Raw genomic sequence first — 16,753 nt, 5'->3', positions numbered from 1 at the left:
CTTTTGGAGACGTGAACCTCAAAAGGGGACTGCGCGATGGCAACCCACAGGTTCTTTGCAGTGTGACGGCCATGGAAGCAGGCACGACAGCCGATGCAAGACCTGAGTGGAAGGCTCTCTGTGGGCGAGGCGGGTAGATTTGCCGTGGTCAGACGGCGGATGCGGGGCCCGATCAGGAGACGTCCTTATAATCGGGGGGAGATTATAGCGATGTCGCAGCCAGAAATGTCGCCATTTCGCGGTTTTATTGCGGGGTTTTTCAGGCAGCCAGGATGCGTTGGTGCCAACGACGACTTGTCGGCTTGCAAACCCGGGCATCGTCCGGCAGTGCATGACCCAGCCAGGCAAGCTGCACCTCTTGCACCTGCACCCAGCCATCGCCCTCGGGTGCTTGCGAGCAATGCTTGAAGGCCAGGCACGTGCCATTCGCGTCGAGCAGGGCGTAGGCGGTATGGCGAGGAGCAGGCAACAGCAGGTGCAAAAGCGAGGCCATGGCAGATGTCCTGTGCAGGTGAACGTGCTGCCACCTTAAGTGTCGCCGGTTAAGCGTTCGTGACAACCTCGGGCCTACCGGGCGCAAGCGGTGCAAGCCGCTTGTAGCCAGGCCCTTGCCGCTGGGTATACTGTGCGCCATCGCCGCATTTTCTGGAGAATCGCGCATGTTGCAACGACTGTTGTTCGGTTTGATCACCGTAGCCAGCCTCAGCCTGGTCGGTTGTGCCCACAGCCCGCAACAACTCAATCCGCAGCCCAAGCTCACCGCGCAACTCACCCCGGTGGGGCAGGGCCAGCCGGTGGTGGTGCGAGTGGTAGACGGCAGGCCTTCACCGTCCCTGGGCACCCGCGGTGGCATGTACCCGGAAACCAGCACCATCAGTGTCAGCGGCAACCAGGTGGTGCCCAAGCTGCAGGCCCAGGCCGAGGCTGCCGTGCGCCTGCTGGGCTTCACGCCCACCACCGCAGGCAACGCGCCCCAGTTGACCGTTACCCTGGCTGAGCTGAAGTACCAGTCGCCCAAGGACAAGCTGTACGTGACCGAAGCCACCATTGGCGCTACCTTCCGTGCGGACGTCGCCAACAACGGCCGCCGCTACACCGGTCGCTATGGCGCTTCGCTGGATCAGCGCTTTGGCATGGCGCCAAACCAGGACACCAACACCCAGTTGGTCAGCGATGTGTTGAGCGACGCACTGACCCGGTTGTTCAAGGACCCAAGCATCGGTCAGGTGCTGGCGCAGTAACGTTCAATGCTTCACTCAAACCGCTGCCCGGTGACGGCCAGCGGTTTTTTCATGCCGCGTGCCGGTATCATGCCGTCGCGATGCGCAGGTCCAGCAGGCTGATCCCGGTCTGGGTGTCCACCTCGGGCCAGTGCTCATGGGCATGCCCGCCCAAGGCGCAGTAGACCAGCCATTGGCGGTCTTGGACATTGATGGCCAAACCATCGATGAGCGCCTGTTGCTCATCACTCTGGGCAACGAGGTAGAGGCGGTCCTGGTTTTCGGCATGCAGCATGAACGAGCTCCGGTTCGAGGAAGGACGACAGGGTGGCCTGTTCTGATGACGAACCGATGACAGATGAAATTAAATGACACCCGGTCGCCGCCGTGCAGGCAGTGCCAGGTGGCTTGGGTAGAATGCTGGCTTTTGTTCAGGTCTACGCCGAGGTAACGCGATGTCCATGCACATGCTCTGGGGGCTGATTGCCGCCCATCCCACCAAGCTCATCAATGTGCTGGCCTTGCTGCTGACGTGTCCGGGCGGCCTGCTGTTGCACAGCGCCAGGCGTGAGGCGGCCGATGCACGGCTAGGGTTGGGGGCGCAGCCGAGGACGTTTGCGCGATTCGCTGGGTGGGTGCCCAGGCAGCGCTACAGCCTGGGCTTCGCCTGCCTGGCCATTGCGCTGGTGCTGTCGTGGGTCAGCACCTGGGCCTGAGCACAATCGGGGGCTCAGGCCGAACGCGAGGCTCGCGTTCAACAGCGCCCCCTTGATGCTCAAGCAAGCGGTGCCTGCTGCCGGACCTGATACTGATTGCGCACCGGCGTCGCGTATTGCAACACCAGGTAAGGCCGCTGCTCTTCAGGGCAGGCATCCAGACGGCGCTGCCATTCTTCCTTGGCCTTGGCCAGTTCATCGGCTGGGAACACCTGCTCGGCGCTTGGCACCTGCAGCGTGTCATCCTGCTCGGCCCACATCGCATAGGCCAGGTAATGCACGGGGAACAGTCGATAACCGCCGAGGATCTGCCGGTCGATTTCCGCTGCCAGCTGCTTGGTGTCCTCGTAGTACTGGGTCACTGGCGGTGCAAAGTTGATGTGCACGCGGCCCTTGTAGCCGGTAATGCCCTTGGCGATGCTGTGATCGTCCTCTCCCGGCGCCTTCTGGTAAGTACCGGTGGTGGCGCGGATGTACAACTCACGGGCCTTGGCCTGGTCGCAGGGGTCGTATTCGTAGCTGATCGATACCGGCGTCAGGTTCAGGCTCTGGATGACCGCGCCGAATGCCTCGTCCTTGCGGCTCATGTGGAACATCTTGAGGATGGCCGAATCGGTGCGGTCGTCGCCATCCTTGGCCCGGCCTTCGGCCTGGGCGATCCAGATGGAGGTGCTGTCGTTGATGATGGAGTGACTGATATAGGCCGACAGTAGCTGGTAGGCGGCCAGTTTCTCGCGACGGCCGGTGATCGAGCGGTGCACGATGAAGCTCTTGTTGAGCCGCATGAGATCGCTGACGAAGGGTTTTTGCAGCAGGTTGTCGCCGATGGCGATGCGCGGGGTGGGCAGGCCGGCGTGGTACACCGCGTAGTTGACGAATGCCGGGTCCATGACGATGTCACGGTGATTGGCCAGGAACAGATAAGCCGTGCCGGCCTTGAGCTGCTCCACACCCGAATAGGTCACGCCATCGGTGGCGCGGTCGATGGTGCGATCAACGTAGTGCTCGACCTTGTCCTGCAGGGTCGATACACAGGTCACGCCAGCGAACTCCTGGCGCAGGCGCCGGGCGATCAGCGGTTTCAGCAGCCAGCCAAAGGCACCGGCTGCGCGCGGGAAGCGGAAATGAGTCAGGATATCGAGGAATGCCGGGTCGCTGAGCAAGCGTGCCAGAACTCCAGGGACCTCAGCGTCGTCGTATGGTCGGATGGCATCGAATTCGCCCATCATGCTCTCTTGTTGGAAACGGCTAGGGTAATAATGAAGTACGGGCAGGCTCCGAAAAACGGCTCGGACGCACGTGGCCCTGTAAACAGAGCGGCAATTATACGCATAACTCGTCGTGGAGGCCCTGATGCTGGAAACAGAGTTCTACGATTGCCCTTATTGTGGCGAACGGGTGGAAACCTACGTCGATCTGTCCGGCGGCGATCAGGTCTACACCGAAGACTGTCAGGTGTGCTGCCGGCCGATCGTGTTCGTGCTGCAGGTGCATGACGACGAATGGATGCTCGATGTCAGACGTGAGGACGATGCGTGATGAGGCGTATCTACGAACCTGAAAGCCTGCTCGAGGCTGAGATGCTGGCCGGTATGCTTGCCAGCGAAGGGGTGCAGGCGCACCTGGTGGGCCGCGATCTTGTCGGGGCGACCGGCGAATTGCCTCTGCACGGTCTGCTGGGCTTGTCGGTGGCCGATGAGCAGGCCGAATACGCACGGCAGTTGATCGATGCGTACAATGACGCCCAGCCACTGGTTGGCGACGAGCCGGAGAGCTTCCCCGGTACCTTGATCTGCTAGGTTCAGAATTACCTCATGTGTGGACGTTACGCCCTGTTCCGCTGGTCCCAGGCATTGGCCAACCTGCCTGGCTTTCCCGCCGGGCAACCCGCCCAGTGGAATATTTCGCCCGGCAATACTGTCCTTATCCAGCGCCAGCTGGATGGGCAGCTGCAAGTGGCCAAGGCACGCTGGGGGCTGACGCCGCCGTGGCTCACCGACCTTTCCCGCACTCCTGCGCACGCCCGCGCCGAAACGCTGGCCGAGCAGCCGATGTTTCGCGAAGCGTTTCGCCAACGACGCTGCCTGATACCGGCCAACGGGTTCTATGAGTGGCGGGGCAGTGTGCGCAAACGGCCCTTCTGGCTGACCCCGGGGGAGGGGGCATCGCTGTATTTCGCCGCTGTGTGGGAGGCTTATGCCGTACAGGAGCAGGTCTGGCTCAGTTGCGCCGTGGTCACCCAGGCGGCGATGAACCAACGCAGGCCCCTGATTCTGGATGAGGCAGGGCAGGCTGCCTGGCTGGATCCGCAAACGCCGCTGATCCGTTTGCAGGAATTGCTGGCCAGCCCCTCGGTGACGTTGCGCGAGCGGGCACTGGCGCCTTTCGTGAACGACCCGAAACTGGACGCTCCCGAGTGCCTCACCCCGGCCTGAGTGCCTGTCCATGCTTTGTGGCGCGCCGCGCAGAGGGCACGGGTGTGCAAAATCTTCCCTGCGGCTATGGCGGCCTACCCATGAGTCATCCTAGGATACGGCGCATGTAAAAAGGAGTGTTTCCATGCGTAAGTCTTTTGTCATCAGCCTATTGAGCGCTGGCATCCTGCTCGCCGGCTGCCAAGGGGTGAACACCACCAGCGGCGGTGCAGTGGGCGTTGAGCGCAAGCAGTACATGTTCAGCATGCTGTCGCCGGACGAGGTCAACACGATGTACGCCCAGTCGTACCAACAGACCCTGGGCGAGGCGTCCAGCAAAGGCTTGCTCGACAAATCCAGTGCCGATGCCAGGCGCGTACAGGCCATTGCCAACCGATTGATTGCCCAAGCGCCCCAGTTCCGGCCGGACGCTGCGCAGTGGAAGTGGGAGGTCAACGTGATCAAGAGCGATGAGCTCAATGCCAACTGCGGACCAGGCGGCAAGATCATCGTCTACACGGGCCTGATCGATCAGCTCAAGCTCAACGACGCCGAGATCGCGGCCGTCGTGGGTCACGAAATCGCCCACGCCTTGCGCGAGCACAGCCGTGAAGCCATGTCCAAGGCCTACGGCGTGGAAATGGCGCGCCAGGGGGCCGGCGCCATCTTCGGCCTGGGTCAGGACAGCATGGCGCTGGCCGACACCGTGGTGAACTACGCCATGACCTTGCCCAACAGCCGGGCCAACGAGAACGAAGCAGACCTGATCGGTCTTGAGCTCTCGGCACGTGCAGGCTACGACCCGAACGCGGCCATTACCCTGTGGAACAAGATGAGCAAGGCCTCGGAAGGGGCGCCACCGGAGTTCATGAGTACGCACCCGGCCTCGGCCAGCCGTATTGCCGCCTTGCAGGCAGCCATTCCCAAAGTCATGCCACTGTATCAGGCAGCGGCCAAGCCCTGAGGCCGGCTGCAAGTGGGCAAGCTGGCGCCATGAAGGCGCCGGTCTGCCCGCCGGTGCGTCAACCCACCCAACCGCTGGCCTTCATGGCCGTGTAGACCGCAACGATCGCGAGCACGAAGAACGCGGCGGCCGCCAGGCGGCGAATCAGCGTCAGCGGCAGTTTGTCGGCGGCGAAATTACCCGCCAGCACCACGGGCACGTTGGCGATCAGCATGCCCAGCGTGGTACCGACGATGACCATGATCAGGTGTGGGTACTGCGCAGCCAGCATGACCGTGGCGACCTGGGTCTTGTCCCCGATCTCGGCAAGGAAGAACGCGATCAGCGTGGTCAGGAACGGCCCGAAGCGGCGCGCAGGGTTTTCGTCGTCGTCCATTTTGTCCGGCACCAGCGTCCACAGGGCCGTGGCGGTGAAGCTGGCGGCCAGGATCCAATGCAGCGCAGCGTCGCTGAAGAAACTGCCGAACCAGGCGCCCACGGCACCTGCTGCGGCATGGTTGGCCAGCGTGGCCGCGACGATGCCGGCAATGATGGGCCAGGGCTTGCGAAAGCGGGCAGCGAGGATGAGCGCGAGCAGCTGCGTCTTGTCGCCGATTTCGGCCAGGGCAACGATTGCGGTGGGGACCAGCAGAGATTCCAGCATCAGGATTCCTACGGGGGCGGGTCGACACGGCTATGACACGTACGACCTCCCCGCCCCGGGTAAGGTGTGCGTGTCATAGGTCTTGTCAAACCCCGGGCCTGTCTGTGCAGGCCTGGCCATGCAGGTTTGCATGGTGGGTCGCACGCGCCATGGTCTGTGGACCAAGTATGTTGACGCGTACCGGGCGAGCGTGGCGCTCGCGGGAGACTACTCCCCTAGGACGGTGCGGATTCTGCCTAGGCGAAACGGTTTCGGCAAGCGCTGTTTTTATCAGCGTGTTGCCTGGTAGATCCTGAACCCGTCGGCTTCCTCCAGGACCTGACAGTTGCCCAACGCTGCTTCGATGATCGGTTTGTAGCGCAGGAAGGTGTTGGCTACCAAGCGTATTTGGCCGCCTTTTCGCAGATGAACGGCAGATTTTTGCAGCAAGTTCTCCGATGCCTGGTAATCGGTATGGACCCCGGTGTGAAACGGTGGGTTGCTCAGTATCACGTCCAGGTCCAAAGGTGCTGCATCGATACCGTCACCTTGCACGACGTCGGCTTCCAGGCCGTTGGCCGCCAGGGTCAGACGGCTGGCGGCCACGGCGAAGGCATCCACATCGAGCATCGTTACCCGGCTGTCTGGGTAGCGCCGTTTCACTGCCGTCCCCAGCACGCCAGCGCCGCAGCCGAAGTCCAGCACATGACCTTCGGGCAGCGCCTCCAGGTGGCGCAGCAGCACCGCCGTGCCTCGGTCGAGGCGGCCGTGGCTGAAGACCCCAGGCAGGCTCACCACCTGCAAGGGACCCTCTGGCAGAGCCAGCTCGAACTGCTTGGCCAACGTGTGCAGCGCGACTGCCTCCGGCGCCTGCTCGATGCTGACTTGCCACAGTTGGCAGTGCCGGGCGCTGTCGAGTTTGCGCGGCTTGCCCAATGCCTGGAGGTGCCGTGCGACGCTTTCGATCCCCCCGCGCTTTTCACCCACCACGTACAACGTGCCGCCTTGCAGGCGTGCGGCCAGGGTGGTGAGCAGGTAGGCCGCCAGCTCGCGCGACTTGGGAAGAAACAGCACGGCAGTGGGCACGTCCACCGCTGGAGGCTCCACCGCGCAATGGCAGCGGCCGGCAAAGCGGCTTTCGAGCAGGGCGTGATCGCCTGCGTGCCAGGTCCAGGCATGAGCCTGGGGCAGTTGAGCCAACAGGCCATCGGCTGGGGCCCCTGCAATCAGCAGCGGGCCCTGGAACAGCTCTGCCTGGCGGAGCAACACTTCACTGCGCGGGTCCATGGACGACGCCTCCGAAAAATCGCGCAGTGTAGCAGAGCCGCGCTTGCGCCTCAGCCGACCACGCGGCGTGCCTGCCCGGCAAAGTACGCCTGGGCGTTTTCCGCCAGTTGGCCCACGATCCGCTGGCGCGCCTCGACCGCGCCCCAGGCGCTGTGAGGGGTAACGATCAGGCGCTCGATGCCAGGTTCGAGCAGGGGGTTGCCGTCAACCGGAGGCTCGACGCTCAATACGTCGGTTGCAGCCCCGCCCAGGTGGCCGCTGCGCAATGCATCGGCCAGCGCCTGTTCATCGATCAGCCCGCCACGGGCGGTATTGACCACCAGTGCACCGGGCTTGACCATGGCCAGCTCGCGCTCGCCGATCATGTGCCGGGTGTGCTCATTCAGGGGGCAATGCAGGGTCAGGGCGTCGACCTGTGGCAGCAGTTCATCCAGTGGCAGGCGGTCGGTACGGCTCGGCCGGCCTGGAATCTGCCCGCTCAGCACGCGCATGCCGAAGGCTTCGGCCAGGCGCGCCACTGCACCGCCCAGTTCGCCATGGCCCAGCAAGCCGAGGGTCTTGCCCTCCAGCTCGACGATTGGATAGTCCAGCAGGCAGAACTGGCTAGCTTTGGCCCATCGCCCCTCGGCCACCGCCTGGTTGTAATCACACAGGCGCGTGGCCAGCGCCAGCAGCAGGCCCAGGGTGTGCTGGGCCACCGAAGGTGTGCCGTAGCCCTGGCAGTTGCAGACCGTGATGCCTTGCGCCCGTGCGGCAGCCAGGTCGACGTTGTTGGTGCCGGTGGCGGCCACCAGGATCAGCTTGAGCTGTGGGTTCGCTTCGAGGCAGGCGGCGTCGAGCACCACCTTGTTACTGATCACCGCAACAGCACCTTGAAGACGTTCCGCCACCTGTTCTGGCGTCGTGGCAGCGAACAGCGCCAGTGAATCGAACGACTGATGCAGCGGTGTCAGGTCCAGGTCGCCCAGGTCCAGGGAGTCGTGGTCGAGAAAAACGGCGTGGCGCGAGCTGGGCATAGATGGGCTCCGGTTACAGAGAAGGGGGGATGAAGGTCTGGTTGACGCCTGTGGACCAGTGTCCAGCCCCTGCTTGCCGCCCGTCAACGCCTGGCGCCTCAGGCTGCATTGGCCAAATCATTCCTTCGGCTGATTTGACCGGCGCAGTCGCACACTACAGTGACGCCACGCCTTGCAAGCCCTCGCCTCAATAAAAGGGATATTTATGCTGCAGACCCGTCTCCTCAAGCCCGCCGACGACGCCTATGCCTACCCCCTGCTGATCAAACGCCTGCTGATGTCGGCCAGCCGCTACGAAAAAACCCGTGAGATCGTCTACCGGGACCAGGTGCGGCTGACCTACGCTCAGTTGAACCAGCGCATCGCGCAGTTGGCCAACGTGCTGAGCGAAGCTGGCGTCAAGGCCGGTGATACCGTGGCAGTGATGGACTGGGACAGCCACCGCTACCTTGAGTGTATGTTCGCCATCCCGATGATCGGGGCGGTGGTGCATACCATCAACGTGCGCCTCTCGCCCGACCAGATTCTTTACACCATGAATCATGCCGAAGACCGGCTGGTGCTGGTCAACAGCGACTTCATCGAGTTGTACCAGTCCATTGCCGGCCAGCTGACCACGGTCGAGCGCACCGTGCTGCTGACCGATGGGGCGGACACCCAGGCGGCCTTGCCTAACCTGGTCGGCGAGTATGAACAGCTGTTGGCTGGCGCGAGCACGCAGTACGATTTCCCCGACTTCGACGAACACTCGGTCGCCACCACCTTCTACACCACAGGCACCACGGGCAACCCCAAGGGGGTGTATTTCACCCATCGGCAACTGGTCCTGCATACGCTGGCCGAAGCCTCGGTCATGGGCAGCATTGACAGTGTGCGGCTGCTGGGCAGCGATGATGTGTACATGCCCATCACCCCCATGTTCCACGTACATGCCTGGGGTATTCCGTACGTTGCGACCATGCTGGGCGTCAAGCAGGTGTACCCGGGGCGTTACGAGCCCGAGATGCTGCTCAAGCTATGGCGCGAAGAGCGGGTCACCTTCTCCCACTGCGTGCCCACCATCCTGCAGATGCTGCTCAACTGCCCTCACGGCAAAGGTGTGGATTTCGGCGGTTGGAAAATCATCATCGGCGGCAGTGCGCTGAACCGTTCGCTCTACGATGCGGCCTACGCCCGCGGCATTCAGCTGACAGCGGCCTATGGCATGTCCGAGACGTGCCCGTTGATCAGTGCCGCGCATCTCAACGACGAGCTGCAGGCCGGCACCGAAGATGAGCGCATCAGTTACCGCATCAAGGCCGGTGTACCGGTGCCGCTGGTGGAGGCGGCCATCATCGATGCACAAGGGCGTTTCCTGCCCGCCGACGGTGAAAGCCAGGGTGAACTGGTGCTGCGCGCGCCATGGTTGACGCAGGGCTATTTCAAAGAGCCGGAAAAGAGCCAGGCCTTGTGGGAGAACGGCTGGCTGCACACCGGCGACGTCGCCACGCTCGACAGCATGGGTTTCATCGACATCCGCGATCGCATCAAGGATGTGATCAAGACCGGCGGCGAATGGCTGTCTTCGCTGGATTTGGAAGACATGATCAGCGCGCATCCGGCTGTGCGGGAAGTGGCGGTGGTCGGGGCTGCCGACCCGCAGTGGGGCGAGCGCCCCTTTGCCCTGGTGGTGGTGCGCGAAGGCCAGGCGATCGACGCCAAGGCACTCAAGGAGCACCTCAAGCCGTTCGTGGAGCAAGGGCGCATCAACAAGTGGGCCATCCCCAGTCAGGTCGCCCTTGTTACTGAAATTCCCAAGACCAGTGTCGGCAAGCTCGACAAGAAACGCATCCGCCAGGACATTATCGAGTGGCAGGCCGGTAACAGTGCCTTCCTGTCCACCCTGTGAAAGCGGGCATGCGGCAATCTGTCCCGGGCCAACCCGCATGCCAGAGCGGTGCAGTGCTTGCCAAATTGCACAAATGCGCCATTCTTCGGCACGGCCGGGGCGCAGTTGGAGCACACAGCACCGCCCTGGCGGCACGGAGCGCAAATCACACTTTAGAGGGATCGAGCGCCTGTGCCTTGCTGGCTATAGTCGGGGCCAGGGGCTTTCGGGAGGGGAGGGTGAGCAGGCGCAGGCTTGCACACCGGTCGTTCGGGCCGTTCCTTGAAGCACCACTGCCATAACAAAAAAGAACATGGAGTAGCGTCGATGAAATCTGCAAACCCGTTCTGGCGCAGGGCCAGGTTGCCCATGGCTGTAAGCCTGGCGTCCACCCTTGCCAGTCCCGCTTTCGCGGTCAGTTTCAACATCGGTGAAATCGAAGGCCAGTTCGACTCGTCGCTCTCCATCGGCGCCAGTTGGTCCACGGCCAACCCCAACCGCAACCTGATCGGGGTCAACAACGGCGGCAAGGGCCTTTCGCAAACGTCCGACGACGGCCACCTCAACTTCAAGAAGGGCGAGACCTTCTCCAAGATCTTCAAGGGCATCCACGACCTGGAGCTCAAGTACGGCGATACCGGCATCTTCGTGCGCGGCAAGTACTGGTATGACTTCGAACTCAAGGACGAGGGCCGGCGTTTCAAGGACATCAGCGACTCCAACCGCAAGGAAGGGGCCAAGTCCTCGGGTGCCGAGCTGCTCGACGCCTTCGTCTACCACAACTACTCCATCGGCGATCAGCCGGGCTCGGTGCGCCTGGGCAAGCAAGTGGTCAGCTGGGGCGAGAGCACCTTCATCGGCAGCGGCATCAATGCCATCAACCCGGTCGACGTGTCGGCGTTTCGCCGGCCAGGGGCCGAGATCAAGGAAGGCCTGATTCCGGTCAACATGTTCTATGTGTCCCAGAGCCTGACCGACAACCTGTCGGCCGAGGCCTTCTACCAGCTCGAGTGGGACCAGACCGTCGTCGACAACTGCGGCACCTTCTTCTCACAGCCAGACATCATTGCCGACGGCTGCACCGACAACCTGCGCGTGCTCAACAGCAGCCGTACCGTGCCTGCCGCCGCTCGCCAGTTCCTGGCCACCCGCGGCGTCAACATCAACGAAGAAGGGGTGATGGTGCGCCGTGGCGGTGACCGCGATGCCCGTGACAGCGGTCAGTTCGGCGTGGCCATGCGCTACATGTTCGAACCGCTGGACACCGAGTTTGGCGCCTACTTCATGAACTACCACAGCCGTGCGCCGATCTTCAGCGCAACCGGCGCATCGCCTTCGGTCTTCTCCGCCATCCCGACCCTTCCAGCGCAGTTGCGTGCACTGGCACCGTTGATCGTGGCTGGCAACTCCAAGTACTTCGTCGAGTACCCCGAAGACATTCGCCTGTATGGCCTGAGCTTCTCCACCACGCTGCCCACCGGCACCGCCTGGAGCGGTGAGATCAGCTACCGCCCCAACGCACCTGTGCAGCTCAACACCACCGACATCCTGTTCGCCGGTGTGCGCCCGCTGGGCGGCGCCTTGAGCAACGCGTCGCTGCTCGATGGCGTGCCTGGTCAGGACCTGCATGGCTACCGGCGCAAGGAAGTCACTCAGTTCCAGACCACCCTGACCCACTTCTTCGACCAGGTGATGGGCGCCAGCCGCATGACCGTGGTAGGCGAGCTGGGCGTGACCCATGTGGGCGGCCTGGAAAGCGCCTACGACACACGCTACGGCCGCGATCCGGTGTTCGGCCCTGGCCCGTTGCCCGCCACCGGTGGGGCCAATACCTGCCAGGCGCTCAACACCAGCACCATTGCTGGCGCAGGTGCCGGTGCCTCGACGGCCAACCTGAACCGCAAGTGCGAGAACGACGGCTACACCACCAGCACCTCGTGGGGCTACCGCGCCCGGGTCATCTGGGACTACAACGATGTGTTCGCAGGCGTCAACCTCAAGCCGAGCGTGGCCTGGTCTCACGACGTCTCCGGTTACTCGCCAGGCCCAGGCGGCAACTTCGAGGAGGGCCGCAAGGCCGTCAGCCTGGGGCTCGATGCCGAGTACCAGAACACCTACACCGCCAGCCTGTCGTACACCAATTTCTTCGACGGCAAGTACAGCACCGTGGATGACCGCGACTTCCTCGCCCTCAGCTTCGGCGTGAACTTCTAAGCATACGGATCCAGGACGACACGACATGAACAACACCAGAAGTCTGCTGCAAGCCGGTGTGCTGGGCCTGTCCCTGCTGGCAACCAGCGTGATGGCGGCAGTACCGGCCGGCGAAGCGGCCAAATTGGGCAACACCCTGACCCCCATGGGCGCAGAAAAGGCCGGCAACGCCGATGGCTCCATCGGGCCCTGGCAGCCGCTTTCGAAGACGGCCGGCAGCGTCGATGGCAAAGGCTTCCTCGCCGACCCCTACGGTACCGAGCAACCGCTGTTCACCATCACCGCGCAGAACGCCGACCAGTACAAGGACAAACTGTCTCCAGGCCAGATGGCCATGCTCAAGCGCTACCCGGACACCTACAAGTTGCCTGTCTACAAGACGCACCGTGGGTCAACGGTACCGGCCGAGGTGTTTGCTGCAATCAAGGAAAACGCCACCCAGGCAACCCTGGTGGAAGGTGGTAACGGCCTGAACAACTTCCGCACGGCAGTGCCGTTCCCCATCCCACAGAATGGGCTGGAAGTGATCTGGAACCACATCACTCGCTACCGCGGTGGCAGTGTGAGCCGCCAGGTCATCCAGGCGACCCCGCAGCAGAATGGTTCCTTCAACCCGGTGTCTTTCTCTGATCAGTTCGTGTTCCGTGATCGGATGAAAGACTACGACCCCAACAATCCAGGCAACATCCTGTTCTACTTCAAGCAGGAAGTGACCGCGCCGGCACGCCTTGCAGGCACCGTGCTGCTCGTTCACGAAACCCTCGACCAGGTCAAGGAACCGCGCAAGGCATGGATCTACAACGCCGGCCAACGCCGCGTACGTCAGGCGCCGCAGGTGTCGTACGACGGCCCGGGGACGGCTGCCGACGGCCTGCGCACCTCCGATAACCTGGACATGTTCAACGGCGCTCCGGACCGCTATGACTGGAAGCTCGAAGGTAAAAAGGAGCTGTACATCGCCTCCAACGCCTTCAAGCTCGACGACCCGAAGCTCAAGTACGCCGACATCATCAAGGCAGGGCACATCAACCAGGACCTGGCCCGCTACGAGCTGCGCCGCGTCTGGCATGTGGTGGCCACACTCAAGCCCGGCCAGCGACATATCTACGCCAAGCGTGACTTCTACATCGACGAAGACACCTGGCAAGCTGCCGTGATCGACCAGTATGACGGGCGCAACCAGCTGTGGCGCGTCTCTGAAGCCCATTCGCAGCCGTACTACAACGTCGAGGTACCATGGATCACCCTGGAAGCCATCTATGACCTGCAATCGGGGCGCTACCTGGCCTTGGGCATGAAGAACGAAGAAAAGCGTGCCTACAACTTCAACTTTACTGCCAGCAAGGCCGACTTCCAGCCTGCGGCCCTGCGTCAGTCGGGCATCCGCTGACAGCGAAGCCATAAAATGATGGGGCCACGCTCGGTGGCCCCATCGCGCCCATGCAAGGGTGCCAGTCCCAGCAGATGCGCCAGGCCGGTGCGATAAACCGTCTGAATACCCCGCCAAAGCCCCCATCCCAGCCTGCGTCGACCGGCGCTGTTGCTTTTTGTCGTAGTCTTTTTCCGACGCAGTCTCCCCGCCAACTTCAAATGCAGGGCGTTAACCGCTAGTCTCGCAACCACCCTTACGCCGTATTTTTCCACCCAGAACGAGCCGGCCATGACAGATCTGTCCCGTACGCATGGATGCACCAGCCAGGCCGTGGGCCTGATGGACGAGCATTTCTTTCGACCGCCCTTGCCCGACGGCCATGTCCCGCGTCAGCGTCTGTGCCAGCGCCTGCAAGCCGGGCTGGGCGGGCGGTTGCTGCTGATCAGTGCGCCCGCGGGCTTTGGCAAGAGTTCACTGGCCATCGAGTTCTGCGAGACGCTGCCTGCCCACTGGCGCACGCTGTGGTTGGGCTTGAGCCAGCGAGATGCCGATCCCGGGCGCTTTCTGGAGCGTCTGCTCGACGGGTTGCAGCAGCACTGCCCAGCCATGGATGGGCAGGCGATGGCGCTGTTGAAGATGCGCCAGCGCCACCAGCCGTTCGCGTTCGAGCCGTGGCTTGGCACGGTGCTCGACGCGTTGGCGCTGAACCTGCGCAGCGAGTCGCCCTTGCTGGTGGTGCTGGACGACTACCACCTCGCCCAGGGGCCCGTCCTGGACCACTGCCTGCAATTCTTCCTGAACCACTTGCCCGCAGGCCTTGTGTTGCTGGTGACCAGTCGTCAGCGCCCGGACTGGCACCTGGCACGCCTTCGCCTCTGCCGGCAGTTGGCCGAACTGAACGAGCAGGACCTGCGACTGACCGCCGAGGAGTCGCTGGCGGTGCTGGGGCGCAGGCCCACTGGCCTGCGTGGCCAAGCGCTGGACAACCTCATCCAGCGCAGCGATGGCTGGGTGGCCGGGCTGCGTTTCTGGCAGTTGGCCGCCAGCGAGTCGAGCGATGAAAACGTTCTGCCCCAGGCGTTGCACGGTGGCGAAGGCCTGATCCGCGATTATCTGCTCGAAGAAGTGATCGACATACTGCCTGCGCCTGTGCAGCGCTTTCTCGACGAGACGGCGTGCCTGGAACGCTTCTGCGCGCCTCTATGCGACGCGGTACGGCTGCAACAGGACAGCAACGCGATCCTGGATTTTCTGCAATCGCACCAGGTGTTTCTGGTGCCACTGGATGAGCATGGCCGGTGGTTTCGCTACCACCACCTGTTCTCCGATCTGCTTCGCAGCCGCCAGGCACGCGAGCCTTTGACCGAGCGGCACCTGCGTGCCTCTTGCTGGTTCCAGGCCCAAGGCTTGCTGGATGAGGCGGTGGAGCAGGCGTTGCGCGGGGGCGACCTGAACGCGGCGGCCGACCTCGTGCAAAGCCTGTCCGAAGAGCAGTTGCTGGCCGAGCAGAACGTCGCCATGTTGCTGCGTTGGAAAATGGACCTGCCTGACAGCCTGCTGGTCAGCACACCGCGCCTGATCGTGTTGTACAGCTGGGCCCTTGGCCTGGCGTGCCAGCTCGACGCTGCCGAGGAACTGGCAAGCCATCTGGGGCGCTTTCTGCCGGCGCCTTCTGCCACTGCCCAGAAGTCCATGCTCGCCCAGTGGCTGGCACTGAGCGGCGTGATCGCCAGAGGCCGAGGCGATCGTGAACGCACCCTGACTTGCTGCACCGAAGCACTGCAGAGCCTGCCCTGCAAACGGTATGGCCAGCGCCTGGTGTGCCTGTCGACATTGTCGAACCTGGCAATCGCCGAGGGCGACTTCTGGCGTGCGCGCGGTTGGAACCGAGAAGCGCTGGAGCTGGCGCAGCGCGTGGGCAACCCATTGTTCGAGGCCTTGGCCCACTATGACAGGGCCCGGGTATTGCACGCCCGAGGCGAGGTTGTGCGTGCACTGGGCGAAGTGCGCGAAGGGCTACAGCGTTTGCACGGGTTGTCCGCACAGCGGTTGTATGCGATCCGGGCGCGGCTGACCTTGTACGAAGGGTATCTGCTGGTCGCACACCTGTGCCCGGAGCAGGGGCTTGCTCGGCTGCGTGGTGGCCTGGGCGAGGCACGTGCCTGCCGCGACATCAGTGTGCTCATCGGTCATTGCGTGATTGCCATGCTCGACGGCCGGGAAGGGCGCTTTGCCGAGGCGTTCACGGAACTCGCCGAAGCCGAACGTCTGATGCATATCTGGGATGTGCCCCCGGTGTACTACCTGGCGATGATCACCCTGGTCAAATGCGAGCTCTGGCTCGCGCAAGGGCGCATGGACCTCGCCGAATCCTGGCTGTCGCGCCTGGGGCAGACCTACGGCGGCGCGCAGGCGGCACTGGCGCCCGAATTTCACCCGTTGTTGCCCTGCCATGTCGCTTTGCAGCAAGCCGCGCTCGACCGCATTCAGGGGCGTGAAGCAGAGGCGGCGCGCAACCTTGAACAGCTTGCCGAGCGCGGCCAGGGTTGTGGGGGCATGATGTTGACGGTCAGCGCCTTGTGCCCCTTGATCGCCTTGCACCTGGATCAGGGGCATCAGGCGCAGGCAGCACGCTTGCTGCCGACACTGCTGCAGGCGGCCAGGGGCGGTGTGTTGCAGCCGTTCCAGGAGCTGCTGCAACGCTACCCGCAGTGGCTGCGCGATCAGGTCCAGAGCAGCGAAAACTGTCCGGTTAGGGCCCAGTTGCTTGAGCGCCTGCCCGGCTTGCCATGCACCAGCGCCAGTGCTGATGCGCTCAGTAGCCGCGAACGGGCGGTGCTGGAGCTGATCGCCCAGGGCTGGTCGAACCAGCAGATCAGCGAGCGGCTGTTCATTTCGCTGCACACGGTCAAGACACACGCCAGCCACATCAACAGCAAGCTGGGGGTCGAGCGCCGCACCCAAGCCGTGGCCAGGGCCAAGGCGCTTGGCTTGCTGGAGTGAGAGTGGCAGGGCATGCGGCGGGTAGCTAAAATGCTGGCCTGATGCCACCTTGCAAGTG

Annotated in this window: 16 protein-coding genes and 1 riboswitch; of the genes, 10 read left to right on the top strand and 6 right to left on the bottom strand. The window is 63.3% G+C overall.

Translation table 11 applies throughout. The features are described from left to right. Positions 1 to 259: 259 nt before the first annotated feature. On the bottom strand, positions 260 to 493 hold the full coding sequence (locus B2Y33_RS20390) for a hypothetical protein (protein WP_027916610.1): 234 nt from the start codon (positions 491 to 493) through the stop codon (positions 260 to 262). A 166-nt stretch (positions 494 to 659) separates the two neighbouring features. Between B2Y33_RS20390 and B2Y33_RS20385 the strand changes: the two genes are divergently transcribed. Beyond that, positions 660 to 1,241: a YajG family lipoprotein gene (locus B2Y33_RS20385; RefSeq protein WP_023534676.1), complete on the top strand. Its 582-nt coding sequence runs from the start codon at positions 660 to 662 to the stop codon at positions 1,239 to 1,241. A gap of 67 nt (positions 1,242 to 1,308) precedes the next feature. On the opposite strand, the gene B2Y33_RS20380 is transcribed toward B2Y33_RS20385, so the two are convergent. After that, the gene (locus B2Y33_RS20380) at positions 1,309 to 1,515 is read right to left on the bottom strand and encodes a hypothetical protein (protein ID WP_027916609.1); all 207 of its coding nucleotides are present in this window, start codon (positions 1,513 to 1,515) and stop codon (positions 1,309 to 1,311) included. Positions 1,516 to 1,675: 160 nt separating this feature from the next. Here B2Y33_RS20380 and B2Y33_RS20375 point away from each other — a divergent pair, with 160 nt between their 5' ends. Beyond that, positions 1,676 to 1,936: a hypothetical protein gene (locus B2Y33_RS20375; RefSeq protein WP_027916608.1), complete on the top strand. Its 261-nt coding sequence runs from the start codon at positions 1,676 to 1,678 to the stop codon at positions 1,934 to 1,936. 59 nt (positions 1,937 to 1,995) lie between these two features. Here the strand turns inward: B2Y33_RS20375 and B2Y33_RS20370 are convergent, their stop codons facing one another. Further along, positions 1,996 to 3,162, bottom strand: a complete 1,167-nt coding sequence (locus B2Y33_RS20370; RefSeq protein WP_027916607.1) for a 1-acyl-sn-glycerol-3-phosphate acyltransferase — start codon at positions 3,160 to 3,162, stop codon at positions 1,996 to 1,998. A gap of 127 nt (positions 3,163 to 3,289) precedes the next feature. Between B2Y33_RS20370 and B2Y33_RS20365 the strand changes: the two genes are divergently transcribed. The 4 genes from B2Y33_RS20365 (at position 3,290) to B2Y33_RS20350 (ending at position 5,314) form a co-directional block, all read left to right on the top strand. Then, positions 3,290 to 3,475 (top strand): CPXCG motif-containing cysteine-rich protein, encoded by a 186-nt coding sequence (locus B2Y33_RS20365; RefSeq protein ID WP_023534664.1) that lies wholly within the window; start codon positions 3,290 to 3,292, stop codon positions 3,473 to 3,475. After that, entirely contained in the window at positions 3,475 to 3,735 is a 261-nt protein-coding gene (locus B2Y33_RS20360; RefSeq protein ID WP_027916606.1) for a putative signal transducing protein, read from the top strand. The genes B2Y33_RS20365 and B2Y33_RS20360 overlap by 1 nt, the downstream gene beginning before the upstream one ends. Positions 3,736 to 3,750: 15 nt before the next feature. Continuing rightward, positions 3,751 to 4,371, top strand: coding sequence for an SOS response-associated peptidase (locus B2Y33_RS20355; protein WP_027916605.1), 621 nt, complete (start codon positions 3,751 to 3,753; stop codon positions 4,369 to 4,371). Positions 4,372 to 4,495: 124 nt separating this feature from the next. Then, a complete protein-coding gene (locus B2Y33_RS20350) occupies positions 4,496 to 5,314 on the top strand; it encodes a M48 family metallopeptidase (protein ID WP_023534677.1) in 819 nt (272 codons plus the stop codon). 58 nt (positions 5,315 to 5,372) lie between these two features. Here B2Y33_RS20350 and B2Y33_RS20345 read toward each other — a convergent pair whose 3' ends face one another. The 3 genes from B2Y33_RS20345 to B2Y33_RS20335 all read right to left on the bottom strand — a co-directional run bounded on the left by B2Y33_RS20345 (position 5,373) and on the right by B2Y33_RS20335 (position 8,239). Next, positions 5,373 to 5,957: a TMEM165/GDT1 family protein gene (locus B2Y33_RS20345; RefSeq protein WP_023534668.1), complete on the bottom strand. Its 585-nt coding sequence runs from the start codon at positions 5,955 to 5,957 to the stop codon at positions 5,373 to 5,375. 87 nt (positions 5,958 to 6,044) lie between these two features. Next, positions 6,045 to 6,185, bottom strand: a riboswitch (yybP-ykoY riboswitch). Between the two features lie 42 nt (positions 6,186 to 6,227). Beyond that, entirely contained in the window at positions 6,228 to 7,223 is a 996-nt protein-coding gene (locus B2Y33_RS20340) for a class I SAM-dependent methyltransferase (RefSeq protein ID WP_104926519.1), read from the bottom strand. Between the two features lie 50 nt (positions 7,224 to 7,273). Next, a complete protein-coding gene (locus B2Y33_RS20335; RefSeq protein WP_206405984.1) occupies positions 7,274 to 8,239 on the bottom strand; it encodes a 2-hydroxyacid dehydrogenase in 966 nt (321 codons plus the stop codon). 205 nt (positions 8,240 to 8,444) lie between these two features. Between B2Y33_RS20335 and B2Y33_RS20330 the strand changes: the two genes are divergently transcribed. The 4 genes from B2Y33_RS20330 to B2Y33_RS20315 all read left to right on the top strand — a co-directional run bounded on the left by B2Y33_RS20330 (position 8,445) and on the right by B2Y33_RS20315 (position 16,695). Next, positions 8,445 to 10,127 carry a fatty acid--CoA ligase gene (locus B2Y33_RS20330; RefSeq protein ID WP_027916602.1) on the top strand — a complete coding sequence of 561 codons (1,683 nt, stop codon included), beginning with the start codon at positions 8,445 to 8,447 and terminating at the stop codon, positions 10,125 to 10,127. Between the two features lie 306 nt (positions 10,128 to 10,433). Beyond that, the gene (locus B2Y33_RS20325) at positions 10,434 to 12,320 is read left to right on the top strand and encodes a DUF1302 domain-containing protein (RefSeq protein WP_206405985.1); all 1,887 of its coding nucleotides are present in this window, start codon (positions 10,434 to 10,436) and stop codon (positions 12,318 to 12,320) included. A 25-nt stretch (positions 12,321 to 12,345) separates the two neighbouring features. Beyond that, positions 12,346 to 13,710, top strand: a complete 1,365-nt coding sequence (locus B2Y33_RS20320) for a DUF1329 domain-containing protein (RefSeq protein WP_027916600.1) — start codon at positions 12,346 to 12,348, stop codon at positions 13,708 to 13,710. 270 nt (positions 13,711 to 13,980) lie between these two features. Next, positions 13,981 to 16,695, top strand: coding sequence for a LuxR C-terminal-related transcriptional regulator (locus B2Y33_RS20315; RefSeq protein WP_110606931.1), 2,715 nt, complete (start codon positions 13,981 to 13,983; stop codon positions 16,693 to 16,695). Positions 16,696 to 16,753: the final 58 nt, after the last annotated feature.

The sequence above is a fragment of the Pseudomonas sp. UBA5666 genome, assembly GCF_002420785.1.
GTDB lineage: Bacteria > Pseudomonadota > Gammaproteobacteria > Pseudomonadales > Pseudomonadaceae > Aquipseudomonas > Aquipseudomonas fulva.
The sequence above is the reverse complement of the archived record's forward strand: the minus strand, read 5'-3'. Positions and strand labels throughout refer to the sequence as shown.